The organism is Mesorhizobium sp. SP-1A (assembly GCF_032460275.1).
GTDB lineage: Bacteria > Pseudomonadota > Alphaproteobacteria > Rhizobiales > Rhizobiaceae > Mesorhizobium.
The window spans coordinates 25,779-40,731 of the sequence record NZ_JAVXZD010000001.1; the positions used below are offsets into that span (position 1 = coordinate 25,779).

The window sequence follows — 14,953 nt, forward strand, 5'->3', positions numbered from 1 at the left end:
GCATATCGGCAGGCATGGCGAAAGCCAAGCTGGCGGCCGGGCGGCCGGCCCTCGTCGTGGATTCAAGGTCTCAGGCGAGAAGGGCGTCGGGGCCGCAGCCGCAGACGATGGCACAGATGCGCTCGCCTTTTTCGAGGCGTATGCGGCCCTCCGAAAGCGCCGCAATGGCCGCTGCGCCGCTCAGGTCCGCCGCCAGCCCCATCTCGAACCACAATGCCTTGGCGGCGCGCTCCATCTCCGTGTCCTCCACCAGCACGATTTCGTCGACCGTGCGCCGGACGATGTCGAAGATGCGGTCGTCGGTCCTGGCGCAGGCCATGGTGGCTACCTTCGTCGTCACGCGGTCCAGCGCGACGTTGCGGCCGGCTTCCAGCGCGCGCAGCAGCACCGGGGAGCCCGCTGCCTCGACGCCGACGACGCGCACATGCGGCGCCAGCGCCTTGAGCGCGATGCCGACGCCACTGATCAGCCCGCCGCCGCCCATGGCGACCAGGACGGTTGTCACGTCCGGCATCTGCTCCAGGATTTCGAGCGCGACGGTGCCCTGACCCGCGACCACGTCGGGATCGGCGAAAGGGTGGAAATAGATCGCGCCGGTTTCACGCACGAAGGCTTGGGCGGCCTCGTTGGATTCGTGCCAGGCGGACCCGACGATGCGCGTGTCCGCTCCCCATGCCTTCAGCTTCTCCAGCTTGGCGGGCGAGGCGTTGGTCGGCAGGAAGATGGTGGTCGGCACGCCCGCCATGGCGCCGGCGCGCGCCGTCGCCAGCCCGTGATTGCCGCCCGACGCCGTGACGATGCCGCGTTGCAAAGAAGCCCTGTCGGCACAAAGCAGCCTGTTGGTCGCCCCGCGCGCCTTGAACGAGCCGGTAACCTGCAGAAGCTCGAGCTTCAGCATCAACCGGGCATCCTTGACAAAAGGCGTCTTGAGATTGTCCGCGGCGATCAGCGGCGTTCGCCGCACGGCGCCGTTGATGCGCGTCGCTGCCGCCCGTATCTCGTCAAGTCCGATCATGCCGCTCTCCTTGGGAACGGCCGAAGATAGCATGGCCGCCGACGGCGGCCAGCCCGCAGATCAGCCGCCCATCGAACTGCGCGGCAAATGGACGAGATTGCCGAAACGGGCGCGCAACCTGTCGTCGATGGCGCGCGCCACATGGCGCGGGAAGCGCTCGGCAAGGATGCGTTTCTTCTCGGCGATGGCGCGCTGCAGGATGTCGGGCTTGCCCTTCTCGTTCCATTCCTTCGGCGAGAAACGGTCGCCGACGGCGGGATAGAAATATTCGGTCTGCATCAGCTTCAGCGTCTGCTCATGGCCGAGATAGTGGCCGGGACCGTTCAGGCAGACATCGGCGATGGTGTCGACCGAGAGCGCGGAATCGGTCACCTCGATGCCGCGCACGCAGCGCTGGCAATAGCCCAGGAGATCATTGTCGATGATGAGGCTTTCCAGGCAGAAGCCGAGCAGCGAGGCATGCATGCCGGCCGATTCGTAGACCAGGTTCAGGCCCGCAAGGCCGGCCATCACGTTGGTGATGCCCTTTTCGAAGCCGGACTGGATGTCGGGCAGCTTGGAATCGGCCATGCCGGCGGCCGAGCCGCCCGGCAGGTCGTAGAATTGCGCCATCTGGGCACAGGCCGAGGTCAGCAGCGCCTGTTCGGCCGAGCCGCCGGACATGGCGCCGGTCCTGAGATCGGACACGAACGGCCACGTGCCGAAAATGGCCGGATGGCCGGGCTTGATGGCGTTGACATAGACCAGTCCGGCCAGCACTTCGGCCACCGCCTGCACCACGGCCCCGGCGATCGCCGCCGGCGCGGTCGCGCCGGCCTGTCCGGCCGACAGGAGCAGGATCGGGATGCCGCCTTCCACGCAGGCTTCGAGCACGCCGCAGGCGTCCTCGGCGAATTTCATCGGCGGCACGACGAAACAGTTGGAATTGGAAACGAAAGGCCGGGCGCGGAAATTCTCCTCGCCGCCGGCGATCGCGTAGAGCATCTCCAGCGCGGGAGCGACGTTCTCGCGCACGGTGAACGAGGTGCCGACATGCTTGGAGGTCCCCATCACGCAGGCGTAGAGCGTGTTGAAGTCCATATCGAGCGGGTCGGGGATGTCGCGCGGCACCATCGGCCGCTGGAAGAAATGGATGTTGTCCAGGCCGTCGACGATGCGCGCCGCGTCGTAAATGTCCTGCAACAGCGACTCGCGGTATTCGCGCTTCTCAACGTCCACCAGATGCACGGCGGCGCCGGCGGTGCCATAATGCACACGCTTGCCTTGGATCAGCATGTCGTGCCTGGGGTCCTGGCCATGCAGCGTGAAATGGCGCGCTGCGTTCCTGATGGTGTCGAGCACGAGGTTGCGGGGAAAGCGGATGCGGCCGTCCGCGCCGTAGATTGCGCCGACGCGGGTCAGCGCTTCGATGCAGGAGGGAATGGCGTTGGCGAAGCCGACGGTTTCCAGGAGCGTCAGCACCGCTTCATGGATGCGCTCGAGATCGTTCTGGCCCAGCGGTGCATAGCGCCCGCCCTCCAGCCCCGGCCGCACTGGCCTCACGTCATCGGCCAGGGGTGCCGCCCGCATGGCGCGACGTGCCTCACGTCCGCCGGCGCGACGCCCCGCCGACGTATCCTGCTTTTCCGCAGCCACAGACATCGAAAACTCCACCGTTCCGGCAAAGCCAACCCGGGCGCCGGTTGGTCCAGCGCTTCTGCGGCTTCTTCCCCATTGACCCGACTATGCCGCGGCCATTGGCACAGGCTATGGGCCAGGAAATTCCGTCACGTGGGCCACGAAATCCGCGCCTGCCGGCCCGGTCCGGCGACAGGCATCCGTGGATCTCAGGCCGCCGCCGGCCGGCGGCCCGCCGCCGTCGCCAGTTCGCGTATGCCTGGCTCGATATGCTGCAATGCGATCGAGGAAATGCCCAAGCGCATGAATCGCGACGGTTTTTCGCTGCGGTCGAAGAACCGGTCGCCGGGCTCGATGATGACGCTCCGGCTGGCCGCCGCAGCCGCCAGATCGCGCGAGTCGGTGCCGCGCGGGCCTTCCAGCCAAAGCGAGGTGCCGCCCGCGGAATCGGTTGGGCGCCATTCTGGCAGAAAGGCCGAAATCGCCTGGACCAAACGCTTGCGCCGTTCCTCGAAGGCTCCTGAAAGCCGCCGCACCAGCGCCTCGTGATGGCCAAGCGACAGGAACAGCGCCACCGCGCGCTGGTTGTTGGCCGGCGGGTGGCGCAGCATGAAGCGGCGCAGCGCGCGCAGTTCGGCGACCAGGTCGGCGGAGGCAACGATGTAGCCGAGCCGCAGCCCCGGTGCCAGCGTCTTCGACATCGAGCCGACATAGATGACCCGGCCTGAGCGGTCGATGCTCTTCAGCGCCTGCTGCGGAGCCTCGTCGAGCAACTGGCTGTCATAGCCGTCCTCGATGATGATCTGGTTGTTGCGGGCGGCGCGCGCCAGGAGATCCTGGCGGCGTTCCGGCGACAGCGGCACCATGGTCGGGCAATGATGGCTCGGCGTGACGAAGACGAAGCCGGCATCCGAAGGGATCGCCGAGGTCACGATGCCGGATTGGTCCACCGGTATCGGCAGCACGTCGGCGCCGGCCAGCTTGAAGATGGAGCGCGCGTCGGGATAGCCGGGATCCTCCATGGCCATCTTCGAGCCCTTGGTCATCAGAAGCGTGGCCAGCATGTAGAGCGCATTCTGCGCGCCCAGCGTGACGATGATCTCATCGGGATTGGCGAAGATGCCGCGCCGGGGCAGGAGCCGCGCCTGGATCTGCTCGATCAGCAGCGGGTCGTCGCGGTCCACCATGTCGGAGGCCCAGTTGCGGATCTCCAGCACCGCCAGCGCCATGCGGTTGCATTCGCGCCATTCCGCGGTCGGGAACAGCGCCGGATCGAACTGGCCGTAGACGAAGGGATAGGACGACTTGATCCAGTTCTCGTGCTTGGCCGGCGGCGACATGTCGGAGGCCGCGATCTGGCGGCGCGCCTTCCAGTCGATCTCGTTCGACTGCTCCGGCGCCTTCTGCGGCTTGGCCGGCGTGGCCAGCACCTCCGGATTGACGAAATGGCCGCGTCGTTCCCGCGCCACCAGGAAGCCCTGGTCCACGAGCTGCTGGAACGCCAGCACCACGGTTCCGCGCGCGACGCCGAGCTTTTCGGCAAGGATGCGGCAGGACGGCAGCGGCATCGACGCGGCGATCTGGCGGTCGAGGATGGCGGCCACGATCGCCTGGCGGATCTGCGCTTGCAGGGTCTGGCCGGACTCCGCCGAAATGCGGAACAGGCCGGACCAGATCGCGGTGTCGTTTCTCTGTGGCATGACAGATCCCTCCTCGATGGCCAATCTTTTCCGCTTTGGTGGACCAGTCGACTGTATGATTGGTACAAGGGGTTGCGCCAATCAATTTTTCTGATCGCTAAGATTTATGCCAGTGATCCTTCATTCCCCGCAGTGAACGGAACGCGGCGGAAATTGCCTCTCGTTACGAAAATGCGAGAATGGCCTTCTTTCGACCTTTCGGAGGCGAAAGCGCCCAGGAGCGAAGCGGCGTCCTTCCTGCTGCAGGGATTTGCCGGAGGCCGTTCGGCCTTTTCACCGGCAGTCGCATCATGCGAGCGCGTCAGCGCTTCGATCGCGACTTGAATCGATTTAAATTTCGCAAGATAAGTTCCCGGCGACGCTCGCCCGCCATATTTCGTCTGCTACATTGCCGTTCGACCCGCCTCTCAATGCTCCGGAGATTGCCGTGGACCACGACGCTTTCAACAAACAGCTCGCCGCCCTGCACGCGCACCGCGCTGCAACCCAGATGGATATGCGCAAGGCTTTCGCCGACGATAAGGGCCGCTTCGGCCGGTTTTCGGCCACGGATGGCGATCTCCTGCTCGACTGGTCCAAATGCGCGGTGGACCAGCAGACCATGGACATGCTGTTTGCGTTGGCGCGAACCGCCGATGTCGAGGGGCGCCGGGCGGCGATGTTCGCCGGAAAGCGCATCAACGTCACCGAGGATCGTGCCGTGCTGCATACCGCGCTGCGCGACCTCGATCGCAAGGGTTTCGTCGTCGACGGGCAGGACGTGAACGGGGACGTGCTGAAGGTCCTTGACGAGATGGGCGCGTTCGCGGACGCGATCCGCTCCGGCGCGGCAGCCGGCGCGTCGGGCAAGAAGATCACCGACATCGTCAATATCGGTATCGGCGGCTCGGATCTCGGACCGGCAATGGCGACGCTGGCGCTGGCGCCCTATCACGATGGCCCGCGGGCGCATTTCGTGTCCAACGTCGACGGCGCCCATATTCACGACACGCTGAAGGGACTTTCGGCCGAAACGACTCTTTTCATCATCGCATCCAAGACCTTCACCACCATCGAGACCATGACCAATGCCGCGACGGCGCGCCGCTGGGTGGCGGAGCAGCTCGGCGAGGCTGCCGTCGGCAAGCATTTCGCGGCCGTCTCCACCGCGCTCGATCTCGTGGCGAAGTTCGGCATCGAGAAAGACCGCGTGTTCGGCTTCTGGGACTGGGTCGGCGGCCGCTATTCGGTTTGGGGCGCCATTGGCCTGCCGGTGATGATCGCGGTGGGGCCACGGAATTTCCGCGCCTTTCTGTCGGGTGGAGCGGAGATGGACGCGCATTTCCTGAACGCGCCGCTGGAGAAGAACCTTCCCGTCCTGCTCGGGCTCGTCGGCTGGTGGCACCGGGTGGTATGCGACTATCCGGCCCGCGCGGTCATTCCATACGATCAGCGCCTGTTGCGCCTGCCGGCTTATTTGCAGCAGCTCGACATGGAATCGAACGGCAAGAGCGTCACGCTGGAAAGCAGGCCGGTCACCACGCCGACGGGACCGTTGGTCTGGGGCGAGCCGGGAACCAACGGGCAGCACGCCTTCTTCCAGCTTCTGCACCAGGGCACCGACATCATACCGATCGAGTTCCTGGCGGCGGCCGTCGGCCACGAACCGGAGCTGAAATATCACCACGACCTGCTGCTCGCCAATTGCGTGGCCCAGTCGGAAGCGCTGATGAAGGGGCGCACGCTGGAGGAGGCGCGAGCCCAGATGCTGGCCAAGGGCATGAAGCCGCAGCAGGTCGACAGGATCGCGCCGCACCGCGTCTTCTCCGGCAACCGCCCGTCGGTGTCGATCATCTATGAAAAGCTCGATCCGCGCATGCTTGGCCGGCTAATCGCTCTTTACGAGCACAGGGTGTTTGTGGAAGGAACGCTGTTCGACATCAACTCCTTCGACCAATGGGGCGTCGAGCTCGGCAAGGAACTGGCCATGAGCCTGCTGCCGGTCGTCGAAGGGAAGGAAGATGCCGGAAACAGGGACGCATCGACCGCCGGGCTGGTGCAACACATCCACCGCTTGCGTGGGTCGAAATAGATGGAGCGGACGTTTTGGCGCGGATCAGGGGCATTCTCTTCGACAAGGACGGCACCCTTGTCGACTTCAACGCGACCTGGCTCGCCGTCGCCAGGCTGATGGCGATGGAGGCGGCCGACGGGGACCGCTCGAAGGCCGACGCGCTTTTGTCGGCCGCCGGCCTCGATTTTGTTGCCGGATGTTTCAAGCCGGACTCCGTCTTTGCCGCCGGCACCAACATGGACGTGGTCAGGCTGTGGTTCCCGGAGCTTGAGAGCGAGGCGCAAAAGGAAGCGCTGACGCGCTTCGATCGCATCACCTCCGACCAGGGATCGGCGATGGCCGTCGCCCTGCCCGGCATGGCCGACGCCCTTTCCGCGCTCCATGCCGGCGACTATCGGCTCGCCGTGGCGACCAACGATTCCACCGCAGGTGCGGAGAAGACCCTTGCCGCGCTCGGCGTCGCCCAGCTTTTCGTGGCCGCCTATGGCTACGATGCCGTCGCCAATCCAAAGCCGGCGCCGGACACGGTGCGCGCCTTTTGCGATCTCACCGGGCTAAAGCCGGCCGAGGTCGCGATGGTCGGCGACAACCGGCACGATCTCGAAATGGCGCGTGCCGGAGGCTGCGGCCTTGCGGTCGGCGTCCTGTCGGGAACCGGCACGCGTGATTCCCTGGCGCCCATGGCCGACCTGGTGCTGGATTCGATCGCCGATCTTCCCGCCGCCCTCTCGTCGCGGCACTGACGCGCGACGCTCGGGCCGCCTCTGGCTGGCTCCATAAGGAAATGCGAAATTTGGCGCCGGGGCTGTGGACATCGGCGCACTGATCGCACAATCTGGCCGTTCGACCGGCGTGACTCCGGTCCAACCGGGGCGCCAGGATCCGGATGACGAAGGCCAAGGGGTGGACACTCTACGATGCGCGGCTGGCGTGGGCTCTCATCGCGCCGACGCTGCTGTTGCTGATTGTCCTGCTGGTGTTGCCGATCGTCGTCATGACGATCTACACCTTCTACACCTTCGTCACCGCCGGCGTGGAATCGAGTGCGCTGACGCTCGATAACTGGAAGGAGTTCCTGACCGACAGCTATTATGCCGGCTTCCTGCTGAAGACGGTGCGCGTCGGCGCCATTACGGCCTTCATCTGCGCGGTGTTGGGCTATTTTCCCGCCTATTTCATTTGGGCCACGAAGTTCCGGCACAAATGGCTACTGCTGTTGCTGCTCATCGTGCCGTTCTGGATTTCCTTCACGATCCGCACCTTTTCCTGGATCAACATCCTGGGAGAGCAGGGCGTCATCAACGTGACCCTGATGAAGCTCGGCGTCATCTCCGAGCCCCTGCCCATGCTCTACACCGAGGGCGCCGTCATCATGGGCCTGCTGCACTTCCTGCTGCCCTACATGATCCTCAACGTCTATGTGAGCCTCGAAAGCATCGACCGCACGCTGATCTCGGCGGCGCAGTCCATGGGCTGCACCAGCGCGCAGGCCTTCCGCGAGGTCACGCTGCCGCTTTCCCTGCCGGGCCTGGCTGCAGGGCTGTTGCTGTGCTTCGTTCTGGCGGCGGGCAGTTACGTGACGCCCCAGCTCCTGGGTTCGGGGCGCGACGCGCTGTTCGGCAATCTGATCTACGACACCATCATGAGCCAGTTGAACTGGCCGCTGGGCGCCACGCTCTCCATCGTGCTGTTCGTCCTGCTGGGCTGCGTGGCCGCCGCCTACACGCGCTACATGGGCATGTCCCAGATCATGAAGGGGCTCGGCGGATGACGACACTGCGGCACGACCGCGAGGGCAGATGGGCCTGGCGGCTGACCGGTCTGATCACGCTGCTCGTCTACATCTTCCTGTTCGCGCCGATCGTGGCGACGATCGTGCTTTCCTTCAACGCCTCGATGTTCGGCGGCTTCCCGCTCACCGGCTTCAGCCTGCAATGGTACGCCAAGCTGATGACCAACGAGCCGGTGCTCGCCGCGTTCAGGACCTCGATGTGGATCGCGCTGGTCACGGCGGCGGCGACCACGTTGCTCGGCATCATGGTGGCCTTCGCGCTGGTCCGCTTCCAGTTTCCGGGCAAGCAGAGTTTCGGCACGCTGGTCATCCTGCCCGCGCTGGTGCCGGAAACCATCCTCGGCGTCGGCCTGCTGGTCCTGATCAAGGCCGTGGACCAGCCGCGCACCATCTGGCTGCTGCTGCTCGGCCACATCATGCTGGCGCTGCCTTATGTGGTTCTGGTGGTGCAGGCGCGCATGATCGGCATCAGCCGCACCTATGAGGAGGCCGCGCTTTCGCTCGGCGCGCCGCGCGTCGCCACCTTCCGCGAGATCACCCTGCCGCTGCTGATACCCTCGGTCGTGGCCGGCCTGCTGCTCGCGTTCACCATTTCCTTCGACAACACCTCCGCCAGCCTGTTCTGGCGGCCCGCCGGCGTCGAGACGATGCCGACGCAGATCCTTTCCATGCTCAAGATCTCGATAAGCCCGGAAGTCAATGCGCTGGGGACGGTCATGATCCTGGTGACCGTCGGCATCCCGCTCATTGGCGGGCTTATCCTGCAAAGCCTCACCAGGTTGAGGAAACGTGTCGGTGAAAAGGGGAGTGCAGCATGAAAATGTCGGATACCAAAAGGCTGGAGCGCCTGAGCGAGCGCTACCAGAACGGCGACGTCAGCCGCAGGACGTTCCTGACGCTGACGGCCGCCGCCGCGGCATCGGCGGGTCTGTCCATGCCCTGGATGGGGCGGGCGCTCGCGGCCGCGAAAGAGGTGCGCTTCGACGGTTGGGGCGGCGTCGTGCAGGAGGCGATCGATAAATACGCCTTCCAGCCCTACACGAAGAAGACCGGCATCAAGGTGGTGCAGGGTACTTTCGGCGACGAGGACGAGATCATCACCAAGATCAAGACCTCCAAGCCGGGCGACTATCAGGTCATCCACTCGTCCGGGGTGAACTATTACATCAAATATGTGAACGCCGGCGTCAACTCGGAGATCAACGAAGCCAACATCCCCAACATGAAGAACGTGCTCGAACCGATGATCGAGCCGTTCCGCAAGATCACGCCGAAGATTTCCGCCGTTCCCTACGACTATGGCACCACCGGCATCGCCTACAACAACAAGGTCATTTCCGACGCGGAAGCCAAGGAAAAGGGCGTCGGTCTTTTGTTCGACAAGAAGTACCAGGGAAAGGTGGGCGGCTATGCCGACATGACCACGCGGGTCTGGTATGCCGCACTGCAGACGGGCCAGGACCCCAACGACATCAAGGACATGGATGCGGTCTGGGCGAAGGTGCGCGAGAACCGCGACCTCGCCAAGAAGTTCTGGAGTTCCGGCGCCGAACTGATGGATCTGCTTTCCAAGGGCGAGATCGTGGTGACGGACGCCTGGTCGGGCCGCGTCGCCGCGCTTCAGCAGCAAGGCCATCCGATCGGCTATATCGATCCGAAGGGTTCCTATGCCTGGATGGAGGACATGCTGGTGCTCAAGGGCGCGCCGATGGCCGAATGCGAGGAACTGATCAACTTCATGCTCGATCCCGCCACGTCAATCGCCGTCGCGGAAGGCCAGAACTATCCGCCCTCGCTCGATCCCACCAAGGTCAAGCTGACCGAGAAGATCGAGAAGCTTCCCGCCTTCGATTCAACCGGCTCGATGAAGGCGCTGACCTTTGCCGACCCGCTCTACTGGGCGAAGAACGAGGACGCCTGGACCAAGCAGTGGGACAGGATTTCGAAAGGTGCCTGACAATCTGGAGAGATCCGATACTGCGCTCCGGCCGGCTGCGGCCGGAGTCGCCGTTTCCGGCGGCGGGCATGTCGCGCGAGACGCCGCCGCCCAGCCCGCAGTGGAATTCCGCGACATCTCCATCGCCTACGGCAAATTCGTCGCCGTGCGCGACTTCTCGCTGTCGATCCGCAAAGGCAGTTTCGTAACCCTGCTCGGCCCCTCGGGCTGCGGCAAGACCACGATCCTGCGCTCCATCGCCGGGCTGGTCGACATCTCGGCCGGCCAGATCTCGATCGGCGGCAGGCGGGTCGACGACATCCCGATCTACAGGCGCAATATCGGCCTGGTGTTCCAGAGCTACGCGCTGTTCCCGCACAAGAGCGTGTTCGACAATGTCGCCTTCGGCCTGAAATATCGCAACGTGCCCAAGGCGGAGATCGCGCGCCGGGTGGGCAAGGCGCTTGAGATGGTGCGCCTGCCCGGCTCCGAAAAGAAGCTGCCGGCGCAGCTTTCCGGCGGTCAGCAGCAGCGCATCGCGCTCGCCCGCGCCATCGTCTTCGAGCCGGAGGTGCTGCTCCTGGACGAGCCGCTTTCCGCGCTGGACGCCAACATGCGCGAGGAGATGCGCGTCGAGATCAAGAAGATCCAGAAGCAAACCGGCATCACCGCCATCTTCGTGACGCATGATCAGGAAGAGGCTCTGTCCATGTCCGACCGCATCGTGGTCATGAATGCCGGCAGGGTCGAGCAGATCGGCACGCCGGAAGAGGTCTATGCAACGCCGGCCACGGCCTTCGTCGCCGATTTCCTCGGCAAGGCGAACATGCTGCCGGGCAGGGTTTCCGCCATGGATGGCGGGGCGGCCACGATCGCGCTCGCGACCGGCAAGACGGTGAAGGCGAATGCGCCGCGTCCGCTTGCGCCCGGCGACGTTGTCACCGTGGTGGTCCGGCCGCAGAAGTTGCAGGTCGGCGGCTTGGCTGGCGTCAACAGGTTGCAGGGCAGGGTCGTCTCCACGTCCTATCTTGGCGGCAGCGCCGTCTACGAGATCGATATCGGGCAGGGCGCGATCGTGCGCGCCAACACGCTGATCGACGGCAAGGTGGCGCGCGAAGGCGAAACGGTCGAGATCGGCTTCGATCCGGCCGGCTGCGTGCTTCTGGACGACAAGGGCCTGCGCATCGCCTGACCTGCCGGTGCGCCTGCCTGATCATCGTCGTCAGTCGAAATCGTAGACGGTCTCGCCGCCATCGACGGTGCCGCGGCAGCAATAGGCGACGGGACCGCTCATCACCGCCATGTCGCCGGAAATCTCTATGGAGAGCGAGCCGGCCGGAAGATGAACGGTGAAGCGGTTTTCCGGGGTCAGCCCTTTCAGCCGCGCAGCATAGGCGGCCACGCAGGCGCCGGTGCCGCAGGCTTCGGTCAGCATGCCCGGACGTTCCCAGACCGCCAGCCGGATCGTCGAGGGGTCGGTGAGTTCGGCGACGCCGACATTCACGCCTTCGGGGAAGAGCGGGTCGTTCTGGATCGCCGGCGCGAATCTCACGACGTCGCCTGTGTCCAGCCGGTCCACGAAGAACACCGCATGCGGATTGCCGATCCATAGCGCGACGCCGTCGGCCAGCGGGCCACTTTCCACCGGCAGGTGCAGCGTTTCGACCTCGCGCGACATGGGAAACAGGCGCCAGTCGCTGCGGATCGGTCCCAGTTCGACGCTGACCTCCATGGCGCCTGTGCGCCGGCATTTCAGCAGTCCGCCGCTGCTTTCCAGTACGAGCGCGTCGCCGCCCGTCTCCTCGAACAGCAGATGCGCCACGCAGCGCGTAGCGTTGCCGCAGGCCGAGACTTCGCGGCCGTCGATGTTGAAGATGCGCATCCCGGCACGCGCGCCCGCAGCCAGGCCGTCAGCCGACGGCGGTTCGATGGTCAGCAACTGGTCGCCGCCGACGCCGACATGGGTGTCGCAGATGCGCACAATGTCCCGACGCCGGAAGGCGCGCCTGTCGAGACGCCGGTCGAAGATGACGAAGTGGTTGCGCAGGCCGTGCATCTTCACGAAAGCCCGGCTGGTATCGGATCCGGTTGGGCTTTCGTGCGGGAATCGTTCCAGGCTCATGACATGTCCGTTCGGTCAGACGCTGCGGCATCTGACCATCGACGGACCGGACCTGCAAGGCAGGTCGTGCCGGTTCAGGCCTTCATCTGCTTGAGGGCCTCATCGAGCGAAAGCCGCAGCGCGTCGATCATGGTGTCGATCTGGGCCTCGGTGATGATCAGCGGCGGGCAGAAGGCCAGCGCATCGCCCATGTTGCGGGAGATCACGCCGTTCTGCTGCAGCAGGCCGTTGGTCAGGGTTCCCAGCGCGCCCGGCTTGCCCCATGGCGCCTTCGTCGCCTTGTCGGCAACCAGTTCTATGGCGGCGATCAGGCCGATGCCGCGCACCTCGCCGACCAGCTCGTGCGAAGCCAGTTCGCGCAGGCGCTTCTGCATATGCGCGCCCACGGTCCGCGCGTTGCCGACGAGGTCGCGTTCCTCGATGATGCGCAGGTTTTCCAGCGCCACCGCCGCGGCCACCGGATGGCCGCCGGCGGTGAAGCCGTGGCCGAAGGTGCCGATGCGGTGGCTCTCGTCGGCCAGCGGCTCGAACACCTTCTCGTTGATCAGCAGCGCCGAGATCGGCAGGTAGGACGACGAGATCTGTTTCGACATCACCATGATGTCCGGCTTCATGTCGTAGGTCTGCGTGCCGAACATGTTGCCGGTGCGGCCGAAACCGCAGATCACCTCGTCGGCGGCGAGCAATATGTCGTACTTCTTCAGCACCGCCTGGATCTTTTCCCAGTAGCCGGCCGGCGGCACGACGACACCGCCGGCGCCCATCACCGGCTCGCCGAAGAAGGCGGCGACCGTTTCCGGCCCTTCCGCGAGGATCAGCTTTTCGAGGTCGTCCGCCAGACGCGTGGCGAACTGCTCTTCGCTCTCGCCCGGCAGGGCGTCGCGCCAATGATGCGGCGAGGAGGTGTGCAGGATGTTGGCGATCGGCAGGTCGAAGGAAATCTGGTTGTTGGGCAGTCCCGTCAGGCTGGCGGAAGCGACGGTGACGCCGTGATAACCGCGCTTGCGGCTGTTGATCTTCTTGCGCTCCGGCTGGCCGAGCGCGTTGGAGCGATACCAGATCATCTTGATCGCCGTATCGTTGGCCTCGGAGCCGGAATTGGTGAAGAAGGCCTTGCTCATCGGCACGGGCGCCATCTGCACCAGCTTCTCGGCCAGGTCGATCAGCGGCGAATGCGACTTGTGGGTGAAGCCGTGATAGTAGGGCAGCTTCGACATCTGCTTCGCGGCCGCCTCGACCAGGCGCGGCTCAGAGAAGCCGACGGCAACGCTCCACAGCCCCGCCATGGCCTCGATATAGCGCTTGCCGTTATTGTCCTCGACATAGATGCCCTCGCCCTTCTCGATCACCAGCGGGCCCGTCTGCTGGTGCCGGCGCGCATCGGTATAGGCATGAAGATTGTAGCGGATGTCGCGTGCTTCTGGGGAGTTGGGCTGGGCGTCCATGATCTGTCCTGTCGGGTTTGTGCCTTTGGCTGCAATCGGGCAGGCAGGCTCGGCAATTCCTGCTATTGGAAGAAACGATCCATCATGTTTCGGGCAGACGATCAACCTGCGAAGTTTGGTCCAGTCGCGTGAAGGGGGCGAGGTTACCTGCATGGAACAAGTGGAGTGCATCGTCGTGGGCGCAGGCGTGGTCGGGCTCGCCGTCGCGCGCGAACTGGCCCTGCGCGGTCTCGAGGTTCTTGTCCTCGAAGCGGCGGACGCGATAGGCACCGGCACCAGTTCCCGCAACTCCGAGGTGATCCATGCGGGCCTCTATTATGCACCGGGATCGCTGAAAGCCAGGCTTTGCGTGGCCGGCCGGGAGAAGCTCTACCATTATTGTGCCGAGCGCGGCATCGAACATAGTCGTTGCGGCAAGCTGATCGTCGCCACAGGCGACGGGCAGGAGGCCGCACTTGCCGCGATTGCCGCCAATGCGCGCGCCAGCGGGGCCGGGGAACTCGTCCCGCTCGCAGCGAAGGAGGCGATCGCGCTTGAGCCGGCGCTGCGCTGCACGGCGGCGCTGTTCTCGCCGCGGACCGGCATTGTCGATAGCCACGGGCTCATGCTCGCCTTGCTTGGCGATGCCGAAGAGGCCGGCGCGGTTTTAAGCCTCAACACAAGAGCGGTGCGCGGCCGGATCGAGCCCGGCCGGATCGTTTTGGAAACGCTGGATATCGGAACCGGCGAGCGTTTCGAGATCGCCGCCCGCCATGTCGTCAATTCGGCGGGTCTCGGGGCGGTGGAATTGGCCGGATCGATCACCGGCCTCGACCCCGGCCATGTTCCGGCGCTGCGCTACGCCAAGGGCAACTATTTCTCCGTCGCCGGCCGCGCGCCTTTCTCGCGGCTGATCTATCCGGTGCCGGAACCCGGCGGCCTCGGCATTCACCTGACGCTCGACCTGAACGGAATTGCGCGCTTCGGTCCCGATGTCGAATGGACCGATGCCCTCGACTATCGCGTCGATCCTGCACGGGCGGAACGGTTCTATGCCGCCATCCGCGCCTATTGGCCCGGTCTTGCCTACGGAAGCCTGCAGCCGGCCTATAGCGGCATCCGGCCGAAGATCTCGGCACCCGGCGAGCCGAACCGTGACTTCCTGATCCAGGGCAGGACGGAACATGGCATCCCGGGCCTGGTCAACCTGTTCGGCATCGAGAGCCCGGGCCTGACTTCGTGCCTCGCCATTGCCGAAACTGTCGCGGACCTGCTTGCGATTGCCCGGGCCTGA

General features: G+C 65.0%; 12 protein-coding genes. 7 read left to right on the forward strand and 5 right to left on the reverse strand.

Annotation, left to right across the window (positions count from 1 at the left end):
- Positions 1-70: 70 nt before the first annotated feature.
- The 3 genes from QU595_RS00130 to QU595_RS00140 form a co-directional block, all read right to left on the reverse strand.
- On the reverse strand, positions 71-1,015 hold the full coding sequence (locus QU595_RS00130; protein WP_315918112.1) for a threonine/serine dehydratase: 945 nt from the start codon (positions 1,013-1,015) through the stop codon (positions 71-73).
- A gap of 60 nt (positions 1,016-1,075) precedes the next feature.
- Positions 1,076-2,656 (reverse strand): trimethylamine methyltransferase family protein, encoded by a 1,581-nt coding sequence (locus tag QU595_RS00135; protein ID WP_315918114.1) that lies wholly within the window; start codon positions 2,654-2,656, stop codon positions 1,076-1,078.
- Between the two features lie 185 nt (positions 2,657-2,841).
- The gene (locus QU595_RS00140) at positions 2,842-4,332 is read right to left on the reverse strand and encodes a PLP-dependent aminotransferase family protein (RefSeq protein ID WP_315918116.1); all 1,491 of its coding nucleotides are present in this window, start codon (positions 4,330-4,332) and stop codon (positions 2,842-2,844) included.
- A gap of 427 nt (positions 4,333-4,759) precedes the next feature.
- Here QU595_RS00140 and pgi point away from each other — a divergent pair, with 427 nt between their 5' ends.
- From pgi to QU595_RS00170, 6 genes are all read left to right on the forward strand, one after another.
- A complete protein-coding gene (pgi, locus tag QU595_RS00145; protein WP_315918118.1) occupies positions 4,760-6,403 on the forward strand; it encodes a glucose-6-phosphate isomerase in 1,644 nt (547 codons plus the stop codon).
- A 14-nt stretch (positions 6,404-6,417) separates the two neighbouring features.
- On the forward strand, positions 6,418-7,128 hold the full coding sequence (locus QU595_RS00150) for an HAD family hydrolase (protein WP_315918120.1): 711 nt from the start codon (positions 6,418-6,420) through the stop codon (positions 7,126-7,128).
- A 143-nt stretch (positions 7,129-7,271) separates the two neighbouring features.
- Positions 7,272-8,156: an ABC transporter permease gene (locus QU595_RS00155; RefSeq protein WP_315918121.1), complete on the forward strand. Its 885-nt coding sequence runs from the start codon at positions 7,272-7,274 to the stop codon at positions 8,154-8,156.
- A complete protein-coding gene (locus tag QU595_RS00160; RefSeq protein ID WP_315918122.1) occupies positions 8,153-8,995 on the forward strand; it encodes an ABC transporter permease in 843 nt (280 codons plus the stop codon). Before QU595_RS00155 ends, QU595_RS00160 begins: the two co-directional genes overlap by 4 nt.
- Positions 8,992-10,134 (forward strand): extracellular solute-binding protein, encoded by a 1,143-nt coding sequence (locus tag QU595_RS00165; RefSeq protein ID WP_315918123.1) that lies wholly within the window; start codon positions 8,992-8,994, stop codon positions 10,132-10,134. Before QU595_RS00160 ends, QU595_RS00165 begins: the two co-directional genes overlap by 4 nt.
- On the forward strand, positions 10,127-11,305 hold the full coding sequence (locus QU595_RS00170) for an ABC transporter ATP-binding protein (protein ID WP_315918125.1): 1,179 nt from the start codon (positions 10,127-10,129) through the stop codon (positions 11,303-11,305). Before QU595_RS00165 ends, QU595_RS00170 begins: the two co-directional genes overlap by 8 nt.
- Before the next feature lie 30 nt (positions 11,306-11,335).
- On the opposite strand, the gene dapF is transcribed toward QU595_RS00170, so the two are convergent.
- Together dapF and QU595_RS00180 are read right to left on the reverse strand one after the other, a co-directional pair.
- Complete coding sequence (gene dapF / locus QU595_RS00175; protein WP_315918126.1) at positions 11,336-12,235, reverse strand: diaminopimelate epimerase; 900 nt, start codon at positions 12,233-12,235, stop codon at positions 11,336-11,338.
- 74 nt (positions 12,236-12,309) lie between these two features.
- Positions 12,310-13,680 carry an aspartate aminotransferase family protein gene (locus tag QU595_RS00180; RefSeq protein ID WP_315918127.1) on the reverse strand — a complete coding sequence of 457 codons (1,371 nt, stop codon included), beginning with the start codon at positions 13,678-13,680 and terminating at the stop codon, positions 12,310-12,312.
- Positions 13,681-13,831: 151 nt separating this feature from the next.
- Between QU595_RS00180 and QU595_RS00185 the strand changes: the two genes are divergently transcribed.
- The gene (locus QU595_RS00185; protein WP_315918128.1) at positions 13,832-14,953 is read left to right on the forward strand and encodes an NAD(P)/FAD-dependent oxidoreductase; all 1,122 of its coding nucleotides are present in this window, start codon (positions 13,832-13,834) and stop codon (positions 14,951-14,953) included.